Here is a 23,245-nt window from a genome sequence, read left to right as displayed (position 1 = left end):
TCAGACGGGAGGGTTGAGAATACCGTGCGCCCACCCGGCGATGTCGAGCAGCCGGGCGTCGCCGCCGCGCCGTCCGATCAGTTGCACGCCGAGCGGCAGGCCATTCGGGTCGAACCCGAAAGGGATGGCAATGGAGGGCACCTGCAGCAGGTTCCACATGCGTGAGAACAGCGGGTCGCCAGTAGCGTGTAGCCCCTCGGGAGCAGGACCGGGGGCCGACGGCACGAGCAGCGCGTCAACATCCCCGAAAAGCGCATCGAGCATCGTATTGGCGCAGTCGCGGGCCTCCAGCGCGGCCCTGTATTCGGCCTCGTCCACCTGTTGTCCTGCTTCGATCAGGGCGTGGAATTGCGGGCTGATGGCAGGCATTCCGGCGTCAAACTCGTGACGGCGCAGGCGGGCGGCTTCGAAGCCCATGACGGTGATCTGGGCATCGGTCAGCCGGGTGAAGAACGGCGGATGGGCGATTTCCAACGTATCCGCCCCGGTTGCGGCGATGGCCGCCAGGGCGCGGGTGCAGGTGTCGCGCATTTCGATTGTACCGTCCATCCAGTGCGGCCCGCGCATCAGGCCGATGCGGGGCAGCGCATCGTCAAAGTCGGGCGGGGGCGGTGGTTCGGCGCCCCGCAACACCGCATCCGCCAGCACCAGATCGCGGGGATCGCGCGCCAGAAGACCCAGCGTGTCGAGGCTTGGTGACAGGCCCATGACGCCGGCCAGGTCATAGCTGCCGGTGGTCGGCTTGAAGCCGATCACACCGCAATAGGCCGCCGGGCGGATCAGCGAGGCGGCGGTCTGCGAGCCAAAGGCCAGCGGAGCCATGTCATCGGCCACAGCCGCGGCAGAACCCGAGGAGGAGCCGCCCGGAGTATGCGCCGGGTTATGAGGGTTGGCGGTCTTGCCGGGGCGGAAATAGGCAAACTCCGTGGTCACGGTCTTGCCGATCGGAATGGCACCTGCCGCCAGAAAAGCCTGCACGCAGGCCGCGTTCCAGTCTGGCTGCCGGTCCGTATACAACTCGCTGCCCCAGCCGGTCGGCATGTCGCCTGTGTCGATGATGTCCTTGATCACGTAAGGCACGCCATGGAGCGGGCCGCCGACGGGGAGAGAATCGGCTGCAATTGCCCGCTCCATGGCGCGGTCCGCGTCGAGGTGCTGAAACGCCCCGATCACGGGTTCCCTCAGCGCGATGCGGTCCAGATGAGCGGCCATCACCTCTGAGGGCCTGACCTCGCCTGCCCGGATCAGGCGGGCGAGGTCATGCGCCGGAAGGGTGTTGAGCGGGCTCATGCCCCAAGCGCTTTCAGGGCGGCGGCGAAGGGGGTGGCGGGCATGTCGTAGATACCGCCGCCAAGCCGTCCGGCCTCGCCCTGATTGTCGAGAATGCCCAGCCCGATTACCGGGCCCGCGCCCTGCGCCACCGCGCCGCGTGCGGTTGAACCCAACCGGATGTCCAGCTCACGGAAATAGGGATGCGCGCCGACCGACAGGCCCGAGGCGCGGGCGGAGGCATCGCCGGGCAGGAACGCGCCCAACCCCTTTTTCTGCTCCGGGCTCAGTTCGATCGCCATGGCGCCCAGCCCGAACGCCTCGACCACCGCGCTGTCACCGATGGCGCCAAGGGCGCGGTCTTCGGGCAGATCGGTGTCGAACCTGCCCCTGGGCGGTGTCGCCGGCACCGTAAACCATTGCCCCGGCAGGCCCGAGATCTGAATGCCGGTCTCGCGCCCATTGCCACCCGCTGCGGTGACAAAGCTGGAGCCTTCGACCCCCTCGGCCAGTTTCATCATGATCTTGGTGGCCGCCATCCACAGATTGAGAAACAGCGAGGGCGATGTGGCCATGAACTCCAGCGCGTCCGTGTCGGTGATGCCGCCCGGGCTGCGGTCTTTCAGTTCTTCGATCAGCGCGCCGGTGGCAACCGGGGTGCGCCCGTGACAATCGTCGCCACCGATCAGACCGGTCGCCGCCAGCGGCACCAATGCAATGCCTTCGGCCAGACCGTTCTGCAGCACATCCAGAAAGCGGGTGTTCAGCCAGCGGATATGCTCCAGCACTGCTTGCGATCTCAGACCCAGCCGCAGGGACGGTCGCGAGCCGCCGTTGATCGGGGCGAAGATCCGGTTCTGGCCGCGCCAGGCGTCATAGACCGTGTGCAGCGGCATGTTGGCCGAGACCACGGCGGCCAGCGGCGTGACCACGTCGTGATCCTGCGCCGGGTGCAACACGACCTCTCCGGCCATGATCATCGCCTCGGCCTGGTCGAAGTCACGGGCCAACCCCTCCCAGACGGCGGCTACGCATGCCGAGTTCAGGATCGGCGCGGTGATCTGCCCCGGTTCGGCAAAAGCTGGACCGGCATGCAGCAGCACATTGTCGGGCAAATCCACCGCATCGGCGGCGGTGTTGAACCGGTTCCAGACCGGTTGCGTCACCATGGCCCGGTCGAACGCCAATTGGTCGGCTTGATGCAATGTCATGATACCTCCGGCGGGATGATCCAGGTTTCCGAGAAGTAGAGAAAGGCGGTGGTGGTCTCGTACCCGGCCTGCACCCGCGTGCCCAGCTTGCCCGGCAGCGCACGGCCATTGACGATGATCTGCGCCGCATGCGCCGGTACCAGCAGCGAGAACATATTCTGCTCGCCCGAAGCCACCTCATGCGGGGACAGTTCCAGCGCGCGGGGCGGCTCGAACCCTTCCCAGACCAGTTCCACCGTCAGGTTTTCCCCCGCGATGGTCTCGGTATAGCGGTGGCTCATCGGGTCGCCCGACGAGCGCACCGCCCGTGCACCGATCTCTGGCAGACTGGCGAAGGCCGGGGCGCCCGCAAAGGCGGCCAGCTTGCTGATGAAGTTTTCCTTCAGAAACGCCGTCAGTTCCGGATTGTCGCTGAGAATGACATTCGGCGCCTCCGGCGGGCCCTCGACCTGATCTGGAGTGCCATAAAGCAGCAGCATCTGCCCTTGGCCAACCGGCGACCAGGCCACCCGGAAGAACAGCGCCATGGCCGAGAAATTGCCACTATCATCCTTGAGCAGGATGCCCGGGTTTTCGCCGGTCCAGTCCACCGCGCCCGGTGTGATCGGTTCGTTCAGGGGCATCAGATATCCTCCCTTGGCGTGACCCAGGTTTCGGAAAATGCCAGAAAGGCGGTGCTCATGGTGCGACCAAAGAACTGCCGGTCCGCCACCTGACCGGGCAGGGCGGTGCCGTTGATCTTCACCTGCGCCTGTTTGGCTTCGAGAAACACCGAATACATCTCGTGTTCCTTGGTGGCTGAGTTTTCCTTGGTTACCTCGACCGGCAGCGGTGGCCCCATCTCCTGCCAGATCATCTCCAGCGTCACGCCCGATCCGCGCAGGGTTTCGGAATAGCGCGTCTTCAGATCGCCGGGGCGTTTTTCGACGCTGGCGCAATCCAGCCAGCTCATCGCGTCCAGACCCTGTTTGCCGACAAAGGTCGGCATCTTCGTCACCCAGCCATCGACGATCCAGCGCATCATGCGCTGATTGTCGGTCATGATCAGGTTGGGCACATGCGGCCAGCCGCGCGCCTCGTCCGGGGCACCCAGCACGATGGCGGCGTGGCCGCGGCCATAGGGCGACAGAACCACCCGGAAGAACAGCGCCAGCGTATCGTAGTGATCCTGCGCCGGGTTCTGTTTCAGATAGATACCGGGGTTTTCCCCCGACCAGTCGACCCGACCGGGGTTGTGGGGGATGCGTGTGCTCATGCCCAGCTCGCCTCATAGGCTTTCAGCGCATCCTCGATGAAGATCCGCCGCTCTTGCCCGCTCAGATGGTCGCCGGATTTCAGGATCTCGGCCACTTTGAAGCTGACCTCCTTCTGCAGGGCACCGTCGTCACGGCCCTCCTGCATTGGGATCTTCAGCACCGTGTCGCCGGCATAGGTCGGGATCACCCCGTCGAAATTGTCGGTCGGCTGGGGTGGGCGTTCGCCCTTCTGCAGCGCGCGGATCGAGTTCCTGACCATCCGCCGTGCCTTGGCCACGCCCCGGTCGGTGAAGCTGAGGTTTTCGCGCGCATGCACGTTGATCGGCCCCTGGCTGACCCAGGCGTCATAGTCGCCCGGGTCGCGCTGGCGCATCTCGTAGGGGCGGTCGGGGTCCTGACCGTAGAAATCGGTCTTGCCAAAACCCACCTCGTCGCGATTGGTCAGGCCGCGCGGATCGTCGTTGAAGCTGGGATCGCGGAAATGCCGCCATGCGATCACCATTGTGTGGGTGTCGTCGATTGGCGTGATCCAGCGGGTCAGCCCGCCACGCCCGAAATAGCGCGACCGGTCCGGCACCGGGAAATGACCGCCATTCTGGGTGAACGAGGGCAGCATGTGGTCATGCACCCGCACCCAGATAAAATCGCCGTCACGGCGCACATTGGTATAGAAATCGCCCGTCGCGCTGTCGTGGAACTCGATCATCGGCATATGCGCAAAGCTTTCGTGGAACTGCACCCGCGCGGCCAGCGTGTGCAGATAGACGACATGGAACGGGTCCCAGGCGTTTTCCATCACCTGCAGCCAGTTGCAGGGAGACTTGATCAGATAGGGCACCAGTTCGTCGCCCTGGTCGTCGAACGTGTCCATCACCGGAAACGGCGGCATTTCGTCCTTTGGCCCCATATAGGCAAAGGCCAGCCCCTTGTATTCGATGATCGGATAGGCGCCCAGACAGGCCTTCTTCTTGACCTGGGACGCGGGTGGCTCGCACGGCGTTTCCAGCACCGTGCCGTCCATGCCGTATTTCCATCCGTGGTAAGAACAACGGATCCCGCCTTCTTCGATGATGCCAAATTCAAGGCTCATGTTGCGGTGGCAGCAATGCAGATGGGTGCACCCCAGCTTGCCCTCCTTCTTTTCCCGGAACAGGATCAGATCCTCGCCCAGAATGCGGATACGGTAAGGCAGATCGCCAATCTGGTCGGTCATCGCCACCGGCATCCAGAACCGCCGCAGATATTCGCCGCAGGGTGTGCCGGGGCCGACCTCGGTCAGTTCGGGATCGTGTTTTTCCGACCAGACGCCCTGTTGGTCATGGCCGCGAAAATTCCCTTCGGGGACTGCAAATGGGTCGGTTTCCAACGGTTTGTTCATTTTGATCCTCCATTCAAAAATACCATATGCACGTGTCTGGCAGACCACCGCCGCGTTATTGCCCTGCCCCGATCAGGGGAACGGGTCCGGCACCGGTGCGGTTCCGGTCCAGACCGATTTGACCTGTAGGAAGTCCTTGATGGCATCCGGTCCCAACTCGCGCCCATAACCGGACAGTTTGATGCCGCCGATGGGGCTGCCGGGATCGACGCTGCGGTAGTGGTTGATATAGACCGTGCCCGCAGCGATGGCGTCCGCCACCCGCGCGCCCTTGTCCGGGTCGGAGGTCCAGACGCCCGCCGCCAGGCCGTAATCGCTGTCATTGGCCAGCGCGATCGCCTCGGCCTCGGTGTCAAATGCGGTGACCGCCAGCACCGGCCCGAACACTTCTTCGCGCCAGAGTTGCATATCGCGCGTCACGTCGCCGAAGACCGTCGGTCCGACATAGAATCCCTGCCGGCCTTTCGCCGTCTCAACCCCGTCCAGCAGGCATGTCGCGCCATCCTCCTTGGCGCGCGCGATCATCGCTGTGACCTTGCGCAGATGCGGCTCATTGGCCAATGGCGCCACTTGTGTGGCTGGGTCCATCGGGTCGCCCAGGCGCAATTCGCGAGCTCGCTCCACCAGCCGCGAAACCAGAGCATCCCTGACCGACGATTCAGCAATCAAACGCGAGCCCGCAACGCAGGTCTGGCCGTTTGACAGGAAGATGCCCGACAACACCCCGTTTACCGTGCTTTCCAGATCGCAATCCGCAAACACCACCTGCGGTGACTTGCCGCCCAGCTCCAGCGTCGTCGGCACCACCCCGGCCGAGGCCGCCTCGGCCACCTTTCGCCCGCCGAAATCCGAGCCGGTAAAGGTCACTTTGCGGGTCAGCGGATGCCGCACCAGCGCCTCGCCGGCCTCATGGCCATAGCCCGTCACGACATTCAGAACACCCGCCGGCAGGCCCGCCTCATGCGCCAGCCGTGCGAATTCCAACGTCGAGGCCGAGGTCATCTCGGATGGCTTCACGACCACCGTATTGCCCGCCGCCAGCGCTGGCGCGAGTTTCCACGCCAGAATCATCAGCGGCGAGTTCCACGGCGTGATTGCCACCACCACGCCGTAGGGCAACCAGTGACTGACGCTGGTCGCGCCCGGAGTGCCGTTGACCTGCGCTTCGGGGCCCAACCTGCGCGCCTCGGCGGCGAAGTACCTGTACCAGCTATGCAACCCCGCGAACTGCCCACGCACCTCGGTGATCCGCTTGCCATTGTCGCGGATCTCTGGCTCGACCAGCTCTTCCCACCGCGCTTCAAGAGCGTCGGCCAACGCATCCAGAATGGCCGCCCGACCCGCAGGTCCGGCATCTGCCCATTCACCCTCGCGAAACGCCAGATCCGCATCCCGAACCGCTAAATCCGCCTCGGACGAACCGCACCGCGCAACAAGACACCACGCCTCGCCCGTCGCCGGATCGACGCTCGGCAGAGTATCACTCCGCCAGTCAAGAAAAGAACCAGAGATGAAGGGTGCGTAGGTATGCATTCAATGTCCTCCGGATGCGCATTCAGCGGGGGGCGCTGTTTGAACGAAGTTGCGGAGGGCCCGATTCGCAAAATCGGGTGGCCCACTTCAGGCAGCGCTCCGGAAGAGTGAAGTTTCCGCGGCCTCTCATAGTTGCGATCGCCACCTGCCCAACCGGCAAATTCAGTTCGCTCATCTGGTTAACGTCATTGAATTGAAGTGGCTGCAAGTCGGTCATGATTGCCCCAATATCGGATATTCAGATCTCTTACCATAATTTTTCAGAAAGTGAATTGCAAAAAATGACCAAAAATGTGATGAGCGCATTTGGTGGTGGTTTGAACTAAAAGAACGCATGGCAGTTGCCCGCCACAGTGCCGAAACTGGTAGCCAACAGTCTCGGATAAGGAGTGCAGCGGCTTTGTTGGCTTCACCTGGCCAATCCCGTCTCGACGGCCAATGGCCGGAGTTTATGGCGACACGCGATGGAATTTCCGAGTTTGACGGGAGAAAGGCATGGTGGTGGGTTTGAAGGGCAAGGAACCGCATCTGCGCCCCGATCACTTGACATCTTATTGCGTACGGTTGGGTCAACCGGATCTCGACGCGATGGTGATGTCGCATTCGCTGATCGAAGCGTCCGAGGATGTCGAACATGTTCCACAGGCAATCGGCGCAGCACACGCCAAGTCTAAACCCCAAACATTTTTGATAGGACATTCGCCGGAGGTAAAATGACCCTATATCGCGACGAGGCGCTAAAAGCCTTTATTCCACATGTTGACGACGACGACATCGTCGTTGCCGTCTACCAAACCTGCTTTGACTGGTTGGCGTTGAACCCGCGCGATCTGAACTATGTTGCGGTTGGGGCGATGGGGCAGGCAAGCTCGCATGGTTTGGGGCTGGCGCTGGCAAACCCGGACCGGCGCGTTATCGTTCTGGACGGCGATGGCAGCCTGTTGATGAACCTTGCCGCACTGGTCACGATTGCCAATGCAGGTGCGACCAACATCTACCATTTCCTTTCGGTTAACCGAACTTATGAGGTCAACGGCGCGCACCCTTTGCCCGGGGCGGACCAGGTCGATTTCGTGGGGTTCGCACAGGCGGCAGGATATAGTAAATCGCTGAATATCAATGCGTTGGATCAACTTGAACGCACCTTGCCGGATATTCTGTCCGCCCCGGGGCCACAATTCATCGCCTTGGACATCGCGCCGGGTGCGCCTTATCCCCGGGATTATGCCTATATTCATAGCTCCGGCGCACGGCAAACCTTCCGGGACGCTCTCAATCATCCCAAGCCGGTCTGACAGGCGCGCCCCGCCACATGATGCGAATCGTGTCTCTCAACGCCGGTACCCGATCATGATGTATCCGGTCTCAAATTGCGCAGAACCGATTGCGTGACAGCGGCCGTAACAGCCGCCCCACCCAAGTCTGGCGTCAGCAGCCCCGCATTCAGAACGTCATCCACGGCCCGTTCTATGGCGCGCGCGGCCAAGGGCTGCCCAAAGCCATGCTCGAACATCATCGCAACCGACAGGATCGTGCCAATCGGATTGGCAATCCCCCGCCCGGAAATGTCAGGTGCACTGCCATGCGTCGGCTCATAGAGTCCGCCCTTCACGGGATGCCCTGCCTTTGCGGCAGCAGGCAGGGTCGCCGAAGGCAGCATCCCCAGCGACCCTGAGACCACCGCGATCAGATCCGAGACGAGATCCCCGAACAGGTTGTCCGCCAGCAGCACATCAAAGTCCCGTGGCGCGCGGGCCACGGCAAACAGTGCATAGTCCATCAGCAGATGGCGAAGTTCAACATCCGGGTATTCATCGCGCCCGATCCGGTCCACCGTTTCGCGCCAGAGCTTGCCGCTCTCCATCACGTTGGACTTGTCCAGAGAGGTAACGTGCCCTCGCCGTCCGCGTGCGGCCTCGAAGGCGCAGCGGGCAATGCGTTCTATTTCGCCTGTTCGGTATTCGCTGATTTCAAAGGCACGGATCTGGCCGTCGCCCAGCACTTCGCGCCCGCGGGGCTCGCCATAGTAGATCCCGCCCGAGTTTTCCCGCACGACCAGCAGATCAGCGCCCTCCACGACCTCCTGCCGGTAAGGTGTCCGCGGCAGCAGCGCCGACCAGGCACGCGCGGGGCGCAAGGCGTTGTAGACATCCAGCTCGATCCGCAGGCGGGTCAGGCCGTCCGTTTCCGTGATCGGCCCGTCGATCCGGATGCCGTCCCATTCCGGCCCGCCAACCGCACCGACAAGGATGGCGTCTGCAGCCCGGGCCTTGGCGACCACCGCATCGGTGCAGAAGGTGCCATGCACGTCCCAAGAGGCGCCGCCAAGAAGATCTTCCTCGATCTCGACCGCAACGTCGAATTGAGCGGCAGTCTGACGCAACACCGCCAGCCCGCTTGCCACGACCTCGGGACCGATATGGTCGCCGCCCAAGGCCAGCACCTTGAACGGGCCGCTCATCCCGCCATCCCCTGCTGCAGCACCAGATGCATGGCGTCGGGGTCCAGGTCCCGTTGAAGCAGGCGCATGGTGGAGTGGAAGTCGTCCAGATCGACCGAAGATGTCAGGACCGCACGGGGCGGTGTTTCGGGCGTGAACCCGGTCCGGCCGTGCAACAGCCGCTGGTTGTCGAAAAGCAGCCCTTCTCCGGCCTTAAGATCCAGGGTCAGGCGCAGATCATCGCTGTATAGCAGGCCAAAGAGCCTTTTCAGCGCGCGGTAGACCGGCACCACCTGATCCGCCGGCACATCAAGGGGCGAGATCTGCCGTTCATTCATCCGGACGCCGCAAACCTCGCCCCGGTCATCAAGCCGGATGACGGGCAGACGGGATTTGTACCAGCGCATGTTGCCATAGCTGTTGTCGCCGGGGTCGAAGCGCTGGCAGGTCACAGGCGTGTTGCACAGCAGCTCGAAATCCTCGGGCCATTGCTCTTTCAGGCGTCGGGCGGCCTTGAACCCGTCCACCAGGGTCGAGGCGCCGCCGTTCGAGCTGGGCCGCAGAACCTGAAACACCGTGATCCCGATCGCGGTATAACGATACGGCTCGTCCACATGCGGATCCAACGGGCCGGTCGTGTCGCCCACATTGGTTACGGTCTTCTTCTTTTTCAGCGTATAGGTGCCGTAATGTGTCTGCCGCTGCGCCCCGACCAACTGGATCATCCGCTGGCTTTCTGCCCTGTCGTTGGGCGCGTCCACGATCTTGCAGAACCCGTAATCCCGCACCGTTTCGAGGATTTTCAGCCGGGACGCCGGGTCCGCCTCAGCTTCAAGCAGCGATCCAACCGGAAGTTTCTCGCTGATCGATCCATCCCAAAGGACAGGCTGCACACGCCTTCGAGAGCGCTCTGTACCCGAGTAACAGTGATTGCGCAGCCACCGCGCCGCATATTCCGAACGGTGTCCGTCAGGCCAGATTACCTGAACGCTGTTATCTTTCACCTCGGCATTCTCGATAAAGATCCCATCGTCGATATGATGCAGGCGGATGCCGCGAACGCCGGTCTCTGGGGTGCCGCAGTCCGGGCACCAGCATTGATGCCTCAGCCAAATGGGATGAAACCGGCTTTCGTGGCCGTCCTCCCATTGTGTGATCAGGAGGCCATTTTCGGTGGCAACGGACCGGATGCTGTGACGTGCGGATGGCATTGGACTGTTCCTCGCGGTTTTCCTGTTCGCAATAAGGTCCTCAGCAAAAATATTTGACAAATTCCAATTCAACATATGATGGTTGAGCCAAGCTCATTCATGGAAAGTACATGCTGCCCGACCCCAAAGACCCTTCCTATCTGGGCGCTCTGGTCTATTTTCATCATGCCGCCGAAAGCCTGAGCTTTTCCCGCGCGGCCCGGGCACTGAACGTGACGCCTTCGGCAGTCAGTCACCGCATTACGGCGCTTGAAAACGCCATTGGAAAACGGTTGTTCGAACGTCGCGTGCGAGAAGTCAGGCTCACGCAGGACGGTGCCGAACTGGCACGCGCCACTGCAGTGATCTGGAATGAACTCAAAGAGATCACCGTGAAATTGACGGCCCGGAAGGTGCTGAGGGTCTCGGTCGGGCCTTACCTGTCATCGCAATGGCTGCTGCCCCGGATCGGCGCGTTCGAAGCGCAGCATCCCGGTCTGCGGGTGGATCTGATCCACACGATCGGACAGCCGGATACCCACCTGGCGGAGGTCGCTATCATCTGGGCGGAACTGGATAGCCCTGCGGCCGATTTGGTACTGCTGTTTGATACCAAAGCCGTGCCTGTTGCCGCTCCCGGGGTGCAGATCGGCAGCAAATTCTGGGAAGAATCGCTGCCGCCAATCCACTACCGCGATCGCTCAACGTGGCGTCATTGGCTTTCGACTATCGGTGCTCCAACAGATTTTGCGGAACGCGGCGAAGTCCTGGAAGAACCGCATATGGTTCTGGAAGCCGCAGCATACAGGCGGGGAATTGCGATCGGCTTCTTGCCCTTTATCGGCAAGTTCTTTGACCAGGGGCGGCTTGTGCAGGTGGGAACGCATTCGATCCGCTCTGATCGGGGTTACTTTCTGCGGGTGAATTCAGGCGCCAAGCAAGAGGCCGGACTGTTTGCCAACTGGGTCAAAGAGCAGGCAAAAGAGCTAATGAACTGTACCGCGGCAGAAACATGATCCTGTTGCGGCAAACATAGATGCTCTCGTACCTGCGAGACTTGCGAGGGAGTGAGAGACGCAGAGTTACCAAAACGCGATGTTCCGTTTGACGATGGTGTCAGGGTCGCCGGGGGTATTCTCACCGGCTGGGTGGGAAAACGGCTGTTTTCTTCACCGTTCCATAAACAAAGCTGGTGTCGATGGAGGCAATTCCACCAATCGGGTGAATGCGGTTCCGGATGAAGTCTTCATAAGCCTCGAGGTCCGACACGAGAACCCGCAATTGATAGTCCATTGCCCCGGTCAGCACATGGCATTCGAGAACCTCGTCGATCATTCGAACCCGCTTTTCGAAATTCTGAACGTCGTCTTCGTTATGCCGTTCCAGGCGGATGCGCACGAAGACGGTAATAGCCATCCCATAGGCAGCAGCGTCCACATCAGCGCTGTATCCCTTGATGACGCCTCTGGCTTCAAGGTTTTTGACACGGCGCAGGCAGGGTGACGGCGAGAGGCTGACCGCATCCGCAAGATCCTGATTGGTCATGCGCCCATCCTGTTGGAGAGCACGGATGATCTGTCTGTCCTTAGCATCCATTTTCTTCCCCAATATTGGCAGATTCTGCCAACATTAACCTGTTTGTTAGTATGATTAGCAACCCATCACTCAAAGTAAAGGCGCAAACTGGCTCCAACTGGAATCAGGAGTTTGTCATGACCCGCCCAACCGGCTTTGCTACCCGCGCCATCCACCATGCTTACAACCCGCTGGAGAATGACGGCGCGCTTACCCCGCCGTTGCATTTGACCTCGACCTTTTCTTTCGAGACAGCCGAGGCCGGCGGCGAGATGTTTGCCGGCGAACGCGAGGGCCATATCTACAGCCGTATTTCGAACCCTACTTGCGATCTTCTGGAGCGCCGCATTGCGGTGCTCGAAGGGGCTGAGGCCGGGCTGGCCCTCTCCAGCGGCATGGGCGCCATTACCGCAGTGCTTTGGACCCTGCTGTCGCCGGGTGACGAGGTCATCGTCGACAAAACGCTCTATGGCTGCACCTTTGCCTTCATGCGCCACGGATTGGCTAAATGGGGTGTCACGATCACCCATGTCGACATGACGGATCCCGAGAACTTGCGTACGGCAGTGTCTGAGAAAACTCGTGTGGTCTATTTCGAAACTCCGGCAAACCCGAATATGCGACTTGTGGATATTGCCGCGCATGCAGAGATCGCGCACACGGTCGGCGCGAAGGTGGTGGTCGACAACACTTATGCCAGCCCATATCTCACGCGACCGATCGAGTACGGAGCAGATATCGTTCTGCATTCCGCCACCAAATATCTCGGCGGGCATGGGGATGTGGTCGCCGGCCTGGTTGTGGGCACTGCGGAACAGATTGCCGAGATACGTCTGGTCGGGATGAAGGATATGACCGGAGCGGTTATGGCGCCCTTCAACGCGATGCTGATCCTGCGTGGGCTGAAGACCCTGAACTTGCGCATGGACCGCCACTGTGGCTCGGCCAAAGTGGTTGCTGACTTCCTCGAAGCCCATCCTGCTGTCGGAGCCGTTTATTTCCCCGGGCTCGAGAGCTTTGCCCAGCATGATGTCGCGCAGCGACAAATGTCCCAACCGGGTGCGATGATCGCCTTTGAAGTCAAGAGCGGTCTGTCCGGCGGCATTGCCCTCATGAACAGCCTGGACATGATTCAGCGCGCCGTATCGCTGGGCGATGCGGAAACGCTGATCCAGCACCCAGCATCGATGACGCATTCGACCTACACCCCGGAAGAGCGGGCCGAGCATGGGATCAGCGATGGCCTGATCCGTCTGTCGGTCGGGCTTGAGGATGTCGAGGATATCCTTGCAGACCTGGAACAAGCCTTGCCATATCCTGCCCGTAGCGCCGCCTGAACCCGGAGACCGCCATGCATCCCGATCCCGCCCAACTGAAGATCGTCGAGCAACGTCTGCTGTGGTTGTCGCATTGGATGATTCATCATGCCAACCATGTCCGGCCCAAGGTCGATGGGATCAAGATCGGCGGGCATCAGGCATCTTCGGCTTCGATGGTGTCGATCATGACGGCGCTCTTTTTCTCGGCCCTGCGGCCGGAGGACAGGGTCGCCGTCAAACCCCACGCGTCGCCTGTCTTTCATGCGATGCAGTATCTCATGGGGAACCAGACCCGCGAGAAAATGGAAAACTTCCGTGGGTTCGGCGGCGTGCAGAGTTATCCGAGCCGGACCAAGGATATCGACGATGTGGACTTCTCGACCGGGTCGGTGGGCTTGGGTGTTGCGATCACCTCGTTTGCGTCGGTGATTCAGGATTACATCAAGGCCAAAAGCTGGGGCGCGGATGCCCCGATGGGACGCATGGTAGCATTGGTCGGCGATGCTGAACTGGACGAGGGCAACATCTACGAGGCGTTACAGGAAGGCTGGAAGAACGATCTGCGCAACACTTGGTGGATCATTGACTACAACCGACAGTCGCTGGACGGAATCGTCCGTGAAGGGCTGTTCGAGCGGATCGAGAAAATCTTTGATGCCTTCGGTTGGGACGTCGTGCGGGTGAAATACGGTGTCCTGCAACGCGCAGCATTCGAGGAACCCGGAGGCGACCGCCTGCGCGACTGGATCGATGCTTGCCCGAACCAGGACTATTCGGCCCTGACATTCATGGGCGGCGCGGTCTGGCGACAGCGCCTCATGGACGACCTGGGTGACCAAGGCGAGGTCACGGCACTTTTTGAACGGCGGTCAGACGCCGAACTGGCGGCCTTGATGGAAAATCTCGGCGGTAACTGCGTCGAGACGATGGCCCAGACATTCGCAGCCATCGATCACGACCGTCCCACGTGCTTTTTGGCCTATACAGTCAAGGGTTGGGGCACACCGATAGCCGGTCACAAGGACAACCACGGCGGTCTGATGAACAACAGTCAGTTTGCCGCGTGGCAGGCTCATATAGGGGTGTCTGAGGGCGAGGAATGGGAGCCGCTTGCGACAGTGGAAGATCCTGAGGCGCTGAAAGATTTTCTGTCAAAAGTGCCTTTCTTCGCCAAAGGCCCGAGACGCTTTCTTGATGACAAGCTGGACGTGCCGTCAATAGGGATCGACACCAGCCGCGAGATTTCAACCCAGATGGCATTTGGCAAGATTCTGGATGATCTGTCCAAGGGCGACAGTCAAATTGCCGAACGCATCGTGACCACGTCACCCGATGTAACCGGCACCACCAGCCTCGGCCCCTGGGTGAACCGTCGCAAGCTGTTCGCCCGAACCCAACAAGCCGATGCCTTTATCGAGCACCGCATCCCGTCGACTGCCAAGTGGGAATTCACACCCGAGGGGCAACATATCGAGTTGGGCATCGCCGAAATGAACCTGATGCTGCTTCTGGGCGCTGCCGGACTGTCTCATTCCCTGTTCGGGAAGCGGCTGATCCCGATTGGAACGGTCTATGACCCCTTTGTTTGCCGCGGTCTCGATGCGCTGAACTATGCCTGTTATCAGGACGCGCGCTTCATTCTGGTTGGCACACCTTCGGGTGTTACGCTGGCTCCGGAAGGCGGGGCGCACCAATCTGTCGGCACCCCCCTGATCGGGATGAGCCAGGATGGGTTGGCTGCTTTTGAACCCGCCTTTGCCGACGAATTGGCGGTAATCATGGAGTGGGCTTTCGATTATCTCCAGCGCGACGGCGAAGGGCAGCCGGACGAGCGCACCTGGTTGCGGGATGAAACCGGCGGTTCGGTCTACCTGCGCCTAACCACCAATCCGATCGAACAACCGGGCAAGCGCGTCGACGACGAATTCCGCCAGGGCGCAATTGACGGGGCCTATTGGTTGCGTAAGCCAGGTCCAAACTGCGAGGTCGTGATCGCCTATCAAGGCGCTGTTGCGCCAGAGGCGATCAAAGCGGCCGGAATGATTGGCGAAGGCCGCCGGGATATCGGTGTCCTGGCCGTCACCTCGGCTGACCGGTTGAACGCCGGATGGACTGCTGCCCAACGAGCACGGTCGCGCGGAAACAGAGCGGCGCAGTCCCACATCGAAACTCTGATGTCGAGCCTTCCGTCTCACTGCAAGCTGGTCACCGTGATCGACGGGCACCCTGCGACGCTGTCCTGGCTGGGGTCCGTGATCGGGCATCAGACCATTCCGATGGGGGTCGAGCATTTTGGTCAGACCGGCACGATCGGCGACCTCTATCGCCATCATGGTGTTGATTCCGATGCCATCGTCGAAAAGGTGAATGGATTGACAGATGGGAAACACATGCTCGGGCGAAACCCGAGCCTCGTTGGGCACTGATAACAACTTAATGCCGTGTTTTGTGGGGTGAGGCATCTTGTTTGGAGACGCCACACCTCGACAACCGCGAAGGCAGGTGCAATTGCGATCAACGCATTGCCGGTTCGATATCAAGCAGTTCGGTTTCCTTCAGACAATCCAGACCGGACACCAGGGTCGCATTCGTCTTGACCTCAGCAACTGTTGCCACTCCGGCAGAAACCTATCTTTCCGACGCTTTCCCCGAAGACCTTATCACCAACCTGTCTCGTATCCCGGACGCGGTCGTCATCTCGCGCGCACGTCCATTACTTGTCGCGGCAGGAACGTAGGCGTGTTTCAGGTGGCCGCGGAACTAGGGGTTCCGGTTATTCGTCGCGTGGCGCATCAACTGCTGCAAACGCAACTTAGCGGGCCTTCGTTCAATTGCAGAATCAATGAGCCAATACCGTGCGCATCAGATTTGATTAATCGCATTGCAAGGCGTGGTCAGAAGCTTACGCTGTGCCTATGGAAACTAATTTTCCGCCACTGTTCAGTCGCCGTTCTGTCAAGAATATTCCAACACATGTCTGCATGGGCGGCAAACCCTCAAAAGGAAAGCCAGCAATGATCCCGAAGGTACTAATTGCGTCCACCATGTCTTTTGCCATAGCTGCCAGTTCGGCACTTGCATGCTCCCGAATTGTCTATGAGACAGACGGAGGATCCTATCTTACGGGGCGAACGCTAGATTGGTTCGAGGATACAGCAACTGACCTTTGGGCCTTTCCGCGCGGCATGGATCGCGATGGCGGGGCAGGAGGCAACTCTATTGAATGGACGTCTAAGTACGGATCTGTTGTCGCGACAATCTATGACGGCGCAACCGTTGACGGAATGAATGAGGCGGGACTTGTCGGTAACGCTCTCTATCTTGCTGAAGCCGATTATGGAACTGAGGCTGCCGGAGACAAGCCTCTTCTATCGGTCGGCGGTTGGCTGCAATACTTCCTCGACAACTTCGCTACCGTGGAAGAAGCCGTCAGAGCGATGGAACAAGACCCGTTCGTAATCGTGGCGCCGATGTTGCCGAGCGGGCACGAAGCCGGAGGGCACGTGGCACTGTCCGACAAATCCGGCGATAGCGCGATATTCGAGTATCTCGATGGGGAATTGGTGATTCACCACGGGCGCGAATTCACGGTGATGACAAATTCCCCGACATTTGATGAACAGCTTGCCATTACGACCTACTGGGGTGAAGTCAACGGGCTGTCCTTTTTGCCGGGAACTCACCGATCATCGGACAGGTTCGCGCGTTTGACCTGGAACCTGAACGCCACGCCCTCGTTTTCAGACCCGAATGATGCAACCGCCGCGGTATTTTCTCTGGTTCGGTCGATTTCAGTGCCATTTGGCGTGACCGATCCGGAGCGCCCCAACATCGCATCGACAACATGGCGCACTGTCGCTGACCATGAACTTGGCCGCTATTACTATGAGAGTGTATTCAGCCCTACGCTGTTCTGGGTCGATATCGAAAATCTCAATCTATCTGAGGGCGCTTCGACGCTTAAACTGGAGCTGGGCGAAAAACCGATCCTCGCAGGAGAAGTATCTGCAAGTTTTGAACCGTCAGAGCCGTTCCTCTTCCTTGGCGACAACTAGCGTTGGGCAACTGACCCTGAGTACGTCCAAGTCTGCTTTGAGAATGTCCAGCATTTTCGGTGAGCATTGAAGCGATATTCATCGTCAAGATTGACCGGCTCAGTGGTCTTGCACACTCCGCAACTTGTCAAGAATTCGTCGGACCTCGGGGTTTGATCTGAGCCTTTTAGGGTAGGCCACCATGTAGTTTTGCACGAGCTCCAATGGTTCAAATTCCATTTTTGTGATCCTGCCTGCGGCAATTTCATCGGCAGCCATCATGTTTGGCACCAAAGCAACGCCCAAACCGTGTTTGGCGAAATTAAGAGCCGTACTGCTGGACTGAACCAGCAGACCTGAAGATCGGTCGATGCTTCTCTGACCCAGCAATGCAGTTTCCCAGTCAGGAGACGATGCAAACCCGCGACCCCAATCGGTATGTATGAAGGAACTTTCTTTTACGGCCCCCAACTTGTCGCCGTGACGCCTTGCGAAATCCGGACTGGCGACGGCGATCAACCTATCCGCAAACAGCGCTTCAACCTGGTATTCACCATAAAGATCGTGACCATAGAATATCCGCAAATCCACTTTGTCCAACACAAGGTCGACAGGGTCTTCGTCCACACGGATACTGAGCGGTACATAAGCATCGGCATTTGCGAGCGCTGCAATTTTCGGTGCGAGCCAGGTTTCAGCCACCGATTGAGGCGCACTTAGTGTCAGCCGTTTCGTCCGTTGCCGCTTGCGCTGCATCTTAGCTGACAACGCGCCCAGTTCGCTCATGGCAAGAGCAAGCTGCGGATAGGCGGTCTGCCCGGCTTCGGTTAATGAAATTCGATTGCCTTGCCGTATGAACAACGTTTCCTGCCAGAAGTCCTCGAGCAGTTTCACCTGTTGACTGACCGCAGCCGAACTGACCCCCAGCTCACGTGCTGCGTTGGTGAACGATCCGGTGCGGGCTGCGGCCTCGAATGCGCGAAGGGCGTTAAGTGGAGCGCTTTTGTCCATTGGTCACCCGAAAGTTTAACTTATGGATCATAATTAGAATGGCTATTGATTGAAAGGGCAACACATACTTAACCTCTACGCATCGCGGTGGAGGAGCTGGTATGAAAGACCTAATCGACCTGGAGCGTTATCCCCTGGACAAGCCTGACAGCTCTGGCTGGAAGGATTTGGTCAGGGTCTGCAGGGCAAGCCTGGCCAAAGATGGGTTATTTAATTTGCCGGGCTTTATCCGGCCAGAGGCGTTGCCGGGTACCGTTGAAGAATTGAAGCCGGTTCTTGATCGCGAGGCGTTCACGCACGCACGGCGTCACAACATCTACTTCAAGAAAAATATTGACGGTCTGGAGACCGATCATCCGGCGTTGATGGAATTCGAAACCTCGAACCGCACAATCTGCGCTGATCAGATGGGCCGTGCCGCAGTGATCTGTCTGTATGAATGGCGACCCTTCGCCCAATTCCTTGCCGCTGTCATGGACAAGAGCGAATTGTTCACGATGCAAGACCCTCTCGCACGGGTGAATGTTATGGGCTACTCGGATGGTCAGGCACTCAACTGGCATTTCGACCGCTCCGAATTTACGACGACACTGCTGTTGCAAGCCCCCTGCGAGGGCGGTGAATTTGAATACGATCAGAATCTGCGCAGCGACATAGATCCAAATTTCGATGGTGTGGCAGATCTGTTGGAGGGGCGACGCACACCAAAGCTCATCACGCTGGAACCCGGTACTCTCAACATTTTCAAAGGCAAGAACACGGCTCATCGCGTTACGCCTGTCAGGGGAAATCTGGACCGGATCATCGCAGTATTTTCCTACTATGAACGCCCGGGCGTGCAATTTTCGGAGCAGGAGCGCATCGGGTTCTATGGGCGTGCATCATGAACATCGGAACGGCATTCAAAGATGATCGCAAACTGACATATCTGAATGCAGAGGGAGCAGACAAACCACTGAAAAGCCCCGTACCCGATCATGTTTTGAACCGCGCGCGGGCCTACCGGTTGCAACGTTTGCGCGACCATCTGGATCGGGCAGATTGCGCGGCGCTTTTGCTTTATGATCCATGCAATATTCGCTACGCGTTTGATTGTTCGAACATGCAGGTTTGGACGCTGCACAACCCCATGCGCTACGCTCTGATCCTTGCGGGCGGTCCGGCCATTATGTTCGAATTCAAAGGCTGCCTGCAACAAAGCGAGGGCTTGCCGGGCATCGACGAAATTCGTGTCGCCAAAACCTGGATGTTCATGGCCTCCGGCGACAAGGTGCGCGCGGCCACTGAAAGCTGGGCCGATGAAATTGCTGACCTGGTCCAAGAATACGGCGGCGGCAACACGCGTATTGCCTGCGACACTCTGGATGGAAGCGGAGTCCATGCACTGGAAGCGCGCGGGCTGACCTATATCGAAGGCACACAAATCACCGAGGTGGCGCGCTCGATCAAATCAGCCGATGAGATCGCACTGATGCGCTGGACAATCCGTGTGTGCGAGGCCGGTATGGCGCGCATCTACGACCACTCCCACCCCGGCGTGACCGAGCGTGAGCTTTGGGCCCATCTGCATTTTGAAAACGCCCGCTCGGGCGGGGATTGGCTGGAAACCAAGTTGTTAACCTGTGGCCCCCGGACCAACCCATGGTATCAGGAATGCTCAGACAGGGTCTGTAAGGCTGGTGAGATGATCTCATTCGATACCGATATGATCGGGCCTTACGGCTATTGCGCCGACCTGTCCCGATCCTGGACCTGCGGATATACCAAGATGACCGGTACACAGCGTCGCCTGTATGACACCGCGTTGGACCAGATTTATCATAATCTTGACCTCGTGCGGCCCGGTACGAGCTTCGCGGAATTTAATGAAATGAGTTGGCGTATCCCCGATGCGCACGTGCCCTATCGCTATTCACTCGCAGTGCACGGTGTTGGTATGGCTGATGAATGGCCGGTGGTGCCTTTGCACGTAGATTGGGGGCCGGGCGCGATGTCAGGGCTGTTCGAGCCTGGTATGGTTGTCTGTGTCGAAAGCTTGATGGCTGAAGAAGGCTCAGAGAGCGTGAAGCTTGAAACTCAGGTTCTGGTGACTGACGAGGGGTACGAACGATTAGATAGCTTCCCGTTTGAATGAAGCTCTGCGACCTCTCAGATAGGAGATGGCGGTCCTCAAACCGAGGCGAAAGCCACCTTCTCAAGGATCGCAGCATTTGGCAACTTGGGGATCAATCCGGTCATTTGCTGCTAGCTGAACATGTGGTCGCTTTGGATCGGGGATCATCTACTGTTGAGCTTCTAATCGCTACTTAGTGTTATTTCGGTAATGCGGTTTTCTGCGTACCCATCGGCGTCATGGCTGTCCAGAACCTCTTCCAGAATATTCCCCGATTGGCCGTGCGGGATGTCTCTTCGACGCGGGGAGTGGCGCGCGCGCGCCGTTTGTTTGCCACGGCGGCCGATCTGACTGCTTTCGAAAAGGCGCCGTTGAAGGTCAAAGTTGCATAGATGTCGTCAAACATGCCGTTCATCCTCTTTCTCCGTTGCTCTTGAGCATTCGATTGGATGAGAAAGAGGCTAGGGTCACAGCGCAAATGATTGACACGGTATCGGGACACTACGTTTGAGCTCAGCGATATGAGCGGGTCTTTGAGGACCTGTTTGATCTGCAAGACGAAATCACGCGCGAGATTGTGTCAGTCCATGCGCCTCAGCCCCATGTATCCGGCCTGGTGTCCTGAAACACTGGCCTGGTCCCATTTTCTGATGCGTCAATACGATGAGGCCGAAGCATTCGCGCAGGAAGCCACTGCGATCGACACGGATTACGTTTACACCTGGGTTGTTTTGGCGATGACTTATGCAGAGGCCGAGCAATGGGAACATGCGCGCCAAGCTGTTCAGCAAGTTCTTAGAATTGATCCAGAATTCTGCATTCGGCGCTTTGCGAATACTCAACCCTTCGCGGATCAAGCGGTGCTCGAGCGTCATCTCAGAAGTTTACGGTCGGCGGGTGTCCCCGACGGAAACTCGGAGAACAATTGAACCGAATAGCAATGGCTGAGTCTGCTGTGCCGTACATTACTTTTCGTTTGTGAATGTGTCGGCCGTGCAGGTGACCTCTGAAAAGGCTGCGTCGTGCAGAAATGCTGCCGCTCGCTACTTCCGCAACATTGGCCGCGAGAGAATTCATCGCGGATTCCGGGGCAACCGCAACAATGCCCGCTTGCCGTGTTTTCCGCGATCCAGTTGGCGGCCCAAAGACGCCTTTCAGGCTTGATTGGGGATATTGCGCCGCGATTCTTCAAAGATGTCACAAAAATTGGATTTCAAATCAGCAGTGCGTGCATGCGCATCAGCCCTAGTACATCGGTCGAATTGCTTCGAGTGACCCAAAGGATCGAAACCAAAGTCACCAGCAACCTCTCATAAACTGTCGCGGATGGATGGCGCTGTTCGAAGAAACTTGCTCAATTGCGACCAGAAATTGTTGATTTGAAACCTCCATTTCGGCGCGATTGGCAATAGTCTGGGGCAAACCAGGATGGGTTGCCATGTCAAAAAATGGTCAAATAACTACCTTTGAAGAATGTGACTTACTGATCCGCAACGCCTCGGTAATTGACGGCACCGGGGGCTCGATCCGCAAAGCAGATGTGGCGGTATCAGGAGACGAAATTGTCGGCGTAGGGCTGCTGAACAGCATTCATGCGCAGGCGGAAATTGATGCGACAGGCTTGTGCCTGGCCCCCGGATTCATCGATGCGCACACCCACGATGACTGGGCACTTTTGCGCACCCCGGAGATGCCGTTCAAGGTGACACAGGGTGTCACCACAGTTGTTGCCGGGAATTGCGGGATCAGCGCCGCTCCGTTCCGGGCGCAGGAAGGTCTGCCAGACCCCTTCAATGTCACCCCGGAGGTGCAGTCAATCAGCTTTGAAACAGTCACCGAGTATCGACGCGCAATTAACGATGAGGCCCCTGCCGTCAATGTGCGACTGCTGGCCGGACATTCCGCACTACGCGCCACTGTGATGGGATCGGATTTGGCGCGTGCCGCAACCGGTGCGGAAATCAACCGAATGGCGGAACTGCTTGACAAGGCCCTGGCCGAAGGTGCGGCCGGGCTGTCAAGCGGGCTGGACTACCCCGCCGCATTGGCGGCCCCTATGGAAGAAGTTGTGATGTTGGCACGGGTGCTGCGTCACCACCCGAACACCGTTTACACAACCCATGTTCGGGATGAAGGTGACGGCGTGATCGAAGCCATCAAAGAAGCCCTGACCACTGGACAGCGGGCTGATGTTCCCCTGATCCTGTCGCACCACAAATGCGCAGGTGCTCGCAACTTCGGTAAAAGCAAAACGACGCTTGCCATGATCGACGCGGCCCGCATGCAAGGTGAGGTCGCTCTGGACGTTTATCCCTATACAGCCTCGTCATCGGCACTGATGGAGCGTTTTATCGGCGCCGCCAGAGATGTGATTGTCATTTGGTCCACCCCGCATCCTGAGTGTGGTGGACGGATGCTCGACGACATTGCCGCGGATTGGGGTGTGTCGCGGGAACAAGCCTGCGCCGAGCTGAAACCCGCTGGCGCGATCTATTTCGACATGGACGAAGAGGATGTGCAAAGAATCCTGCGACACCCGGCGGCGATGATCGGATCAGACGGGCTGCCCGGGACCGAAAAGCCGCACCCACGGCTCTGGGGCACGTTTCCGCGGGTTCTGGGGCACTACACCCGGGATCTTAAATTGTTCTCGCTGGCAAAGGCGGTGCACAAGATGACCGGCCTGACCGCTGCGAGGTTCAGCCTGACCGATCGCGGAGAAATTGCAGTCGGAAAAAAGGCTGATTTGGTGCTGTTTGATGCAGAGACAATCTCGGACCTGGCAGACTTCAACGCCCCGGAACAGGCAGCCAAAGGCATTCACTACGTGCTTGTAAACGGGCAGATCACACTGTCCCAGGGGCGCCAAACCCAGGCGCGCGCCGGTCGTTTCCTAAGCAGCCATTCACAATGACG

Annotated in this window: 21 protein-coding genes; 10 read left to right on the top strand and 11 right to left on the bottom strand. The window is 59.1% G+C overall.

Annotated elements, in window-relative coordinates:
- The 6 genes from ACR0AO_RS12805 to ACR0AO_RS12780 form a co-directional block, all read right to left on the bottom strand.
- Positions 1–1,290 carry an amidase gene (locus ACR0AO_RS12805; RefSeq protein ID WP_480604107.1) on the bottom strand — a complete coding sequence of 430 codons (1,290 nt, stop codon included), beginning with the start codon at positions 1,288–1,290 and terminating at the stop codon, positions 1–3.
- Positions 1,287–2,480 (bottom strand): YlbE family protein, encoded by a 1,194-nt coding sequence (locus ACR0AO_RS12800; protein ID WP_480604105.1) that lies wholly within the window; start codon positions 2,478–2,480, stop codon positions 1,287–1,289. The genes ACR0AO_RS12805 and ACR0AO_RS12800 overlap by 4 nt, the downstream gene beginning before the upstream one ends.
- Positions 2,477–3,103, bottom strand: a complete 627-nt coding sequence (locus ACR0AO_RS12795; RefSeq protein WP_480604103.1) for a hypothetical protein — start codon at positions 3,101–3,103, stop codon at positions 2,477–2,479. The genes ACR0AO_RS12800 and ACR0AO_RS12795 overlap by 4 nt, the downstream gene beginning before the upstream one ends.
- Positions 3,103–3,735 (bottom strand): hypothetical protein, encoded by a 633-nt coding sequence (locus ACR0AO_RS12790; RefSeq protein WP_480604101.1) that lies wholly within the window; start codon positions 3,733–3,735, stop codon positions 3,103–3,105. Before ACR0AO_RS12790 ends, ACR0AO_RS12795 begins: the two co-directional genes overlap by 1 nt.
- Positions 3,732–5,114 (bottom strand): Rieske 2Fe-2S domain-containing protein, encoded by a 1,383-nt coding sequence (locus ACR0AO_RS12785; RefSeq protein WP_480604099.1) that lies wholly within the window; start codon positions 5,112–5,114, stop codon positions 3,732–3,734. Before ACR0AO_RS12785 ends, ACR0AO_RS12790 begins: the two co-directional genes overlap by 4 nt.
- Before the next feature lie 72 nt (positions 5,115–5,186).
- On the bottom strand, positions 5,187–6,647 hold the full coding sequence (locus ACR0AO_RS12780) for an aldehyde dehydrogenase family protein (RefSeq protein ID WP_480604097.1): 1,461 nt from the start codon (positions 6,645–6,647) through the stop codon (positions 5,187–5,189).
- A 495-nt stretch (positions 6,648–7,142) separates the two neighbouring features.
- Here ACR0AO_RS12780 and ACR0AO_RS12775 point away from each other — a divergent pair, with 495 nt between their 5' ends.
- Together ACR0AO_RS12775 and ACR0AO_RS12770 are read left to right on the top strand one after the other, a co-directional pair.
- Positions 7,143–7,364 (top strand): hypothetical protein, encoded by a 222-nt coding sequence (locus ACR0AO_RS12775; protein ID WP_480604095.1) that lies wholly within the window; start codon positions 7,143–7,145, stop codon positions 7,362–7,364.
- Complete coding sequence (locus tag ACR0AO_RS12770) at positions 7,361–7,942, top strand: thiamine pyrophosphate-dependent enzyme (protein WP_480604094.1); 582 nt, start codon at positions 7,361–7,363, stop codon at positions 7,940–7,942. The genes ACR0AO_RS12775 and ACR0AO_RS12770 overlap by 4 nt, the downstream gene beginning before the upstream one ends.
- Positions 7,943–7,995: 53 nt before the next feature.
- On the opposite strand, the gene leuB is transcribed toward ACR0AO_RS12770, so the two are convergent.
- On the bottom strand, positions 7,996–9,108 hold the full coding sequence (gene leuB / locus ACR0AO_RS12765) for a 3-isopropylmalate dehydrogenase (RefSeq protein ID WP_480604091.1): 1,113 nt from the start codon (positions 9,106–9,108) through the stop codon (positions 7,996–7,998).
- Positions 9,105–10,298: a TauD/TfdA family dioxygenase gene (locus ACR0AO_RS12760; protein WP_480604089.1), complete on the bottom strand. Its 1,194-nt coding sequence runs from the start codon at positions 10,296–10,298 to the stop codon at positions 9,105–9,107. Before ACR0AO_RS12760 ends, leuB begins: the two co-directional genes overlap by 4 nt.
- 110 nt (positions 10,299–10,408) lie before the next feature.
- On the opposite strand from ACR0AO_RS12760, the gene ACR0AO_RS12755 reads away from it, so the two are divergent.
- Positions 10,409–11,293 carry a LysR family transcriptional regulator gene (locus ACR0AO_RS12755; RefSeq protein WP_480604087.1) on the top strand — a complete coding sequence of 295 codons (885 nt, stop codon included), beginning with the start codon at positions 10,409–10,411 and terminating at the stop codon, positions 11,291–11,293.
- A gap of 121 nt (positions 11,294–11,414) precedes the next feature.
- On the opposite strand, the gene ACR0AO_RS12750 is transcribed toward ACR0AO_RS12755, so the two are convergent.
- Positions 11,415–11,873, bottom strand: coding sequence for an Lrp/AsnC family transcriptional regulator (locus ACR0AO_RS12750; protein WP_480604085.1), 459 nt, complete (start codon positions 11,871–11,873; stop codon positions 11,415–11,417).
- Positions 11,874–11,989: 116 nt separating this feature from the next.
- On the opposite strand from ACR0AO_RS12750, the gene ACR0AO_RS12745 reads away from it, so the two are divergent.
- From ACR0AO_RS12745 to ACR0AO_RS12735, 3 genes are all read left to right on the top strand, one after another.
- Positions 11,990–13,189, top strand: a complete 1,200-nt coding sequence (locus tag ACR0AO_RS12745; RefSeq protein WP_480604083.1) for a methionine gamma-lyase — start codon at positions 11,990–11,992, stop codon at positions 13,187–13,189.
- 14 nt (positions 13,190–13,203) lie between these two features.
- A complete protein-coding gene (locus ACR0AO_RS12740; protein ID WP_480604081.1) occupies positions 13,204–15,597 on the top strand; it encodes a 1-deoxy-D-xylulose-5-phosphate synthase N-terminal domain-containing protein in 2,394 nt (797 codons plus the stop codon).
- Between the two features lie 588 nt (positions 15,598–16,185).
- Positions 16,186–17,226: a linear amide C-N hydrolase gene (locus ACR0AO_RS12735; protein WP_480604079.1), complete on the top strand. Its 1,041-nt coding sequence runs from the start codon at positions 16,186–16,188 to the stop codon at positions 17,224–17,226.
- A gap of 99 nt (positions 17,227–17,325) precedes the next feature.
- On the opposite strand, the gene ACR0AO_RS12730 is transcribed toward ACR0AO_RS12735, so the two are convergent.
- Complete coding sequence (locus ACR0AO_RS12730) at positions 17,326–18,216, bottom strand: LysR substrate-binding domain-containing protein (protein ID WP_480604077.1); 891 nt, start codon at positions 18,214–18,216, stop codon at positions 17,326–17,328.
- 101 nt (positions 18,217–18,317) lie between these two features.
- Here ACR0AO_RS12730 and ACR0AO_RS12725 point away from each other — a divergent pair, with 101 nt between their 5' ends.
- Positions 18,318–19,103, top strand: a complete 786-nt coding sequence (locus tag ACR0AO_RS12725; protein ID WP_480604076.1) for a HalD/BesD family halogenase — start codon at positions 18,318–18,320, stop codon at positions 19,101–19,103.
- A gap of 167 nt (positions 19,104–19,270) precedes the next feature.
- Positions 19,271–20,350 carry a M24 family metallopeptidase gene (locus tag ACR0AO_RS12720; protein WP_480604074.1) on the top strand — a complete coding sequence of 360 codons (1,080 nt, stop codon included), beginning with the start codon at positions 19,271–19,273 and terminating at the stop codon, positions 20,348–20,350.
- Positions 20,351–20,528: 178 nt separating this feature from the next.
- Here the strand turns inward: ACR0AO_RS12720 and ACR0AO_RS12715 are convergent, their stop codons facing one another.
- Positions 20,529–20,735 (bottom strand): hypothetical protein, encoded by a 207-nt coding sequence (locus tag ACR0AO_RS12715; protein WP_480604072.1) that lies wholly within the window; start codon positions 20,733–20,735, stop codon positions 20,529–20,531.
- Positions 20,736–20,916: 181 nt separating this feature from the next.
- On the opposite strand from ACR0AO_RS12715, the gene ACR0AO_RS12710 reads away from it, so the two are divergent.
- Together ACR0AO_RS12710 and ACR0AO_RS12705 are read left to right on the top strand one after the other, a co-directional pair.
- Entirely contained in the window at positions 20,917–21,258 is a 342-nt protein-coding gene (locus ACR0AO_RS12710; protein WP_480604070.1) for a tetratricopeptide repeat protein, read from the top strand.
- A 509-nt stretch (positions 21,259–21,767) separates the two neighbouring features.
- The gene (locus ACR0AO_RS12705; RefSeq protein ID WP_480604068.1) at positions 21,768–23,243 is read left to right on the top strand and encodes an N-acyl-D-amino-acid deacylase family protein; all 1,476 of its coding nucleotides are present in this window, start codon (positions 21,768–21,770) and stop codon (positions 23,241–23,243) included.
- The last annotated feature ends 2 nt before the right edge of the window (positions 23,244–23,245 follow it).

This window comes from Ruegeria sp. AF8 (assembly GCF_056541825.1).
This window is presented reverse-complemented; position numbering and strand designations above follow the sequence as displayed.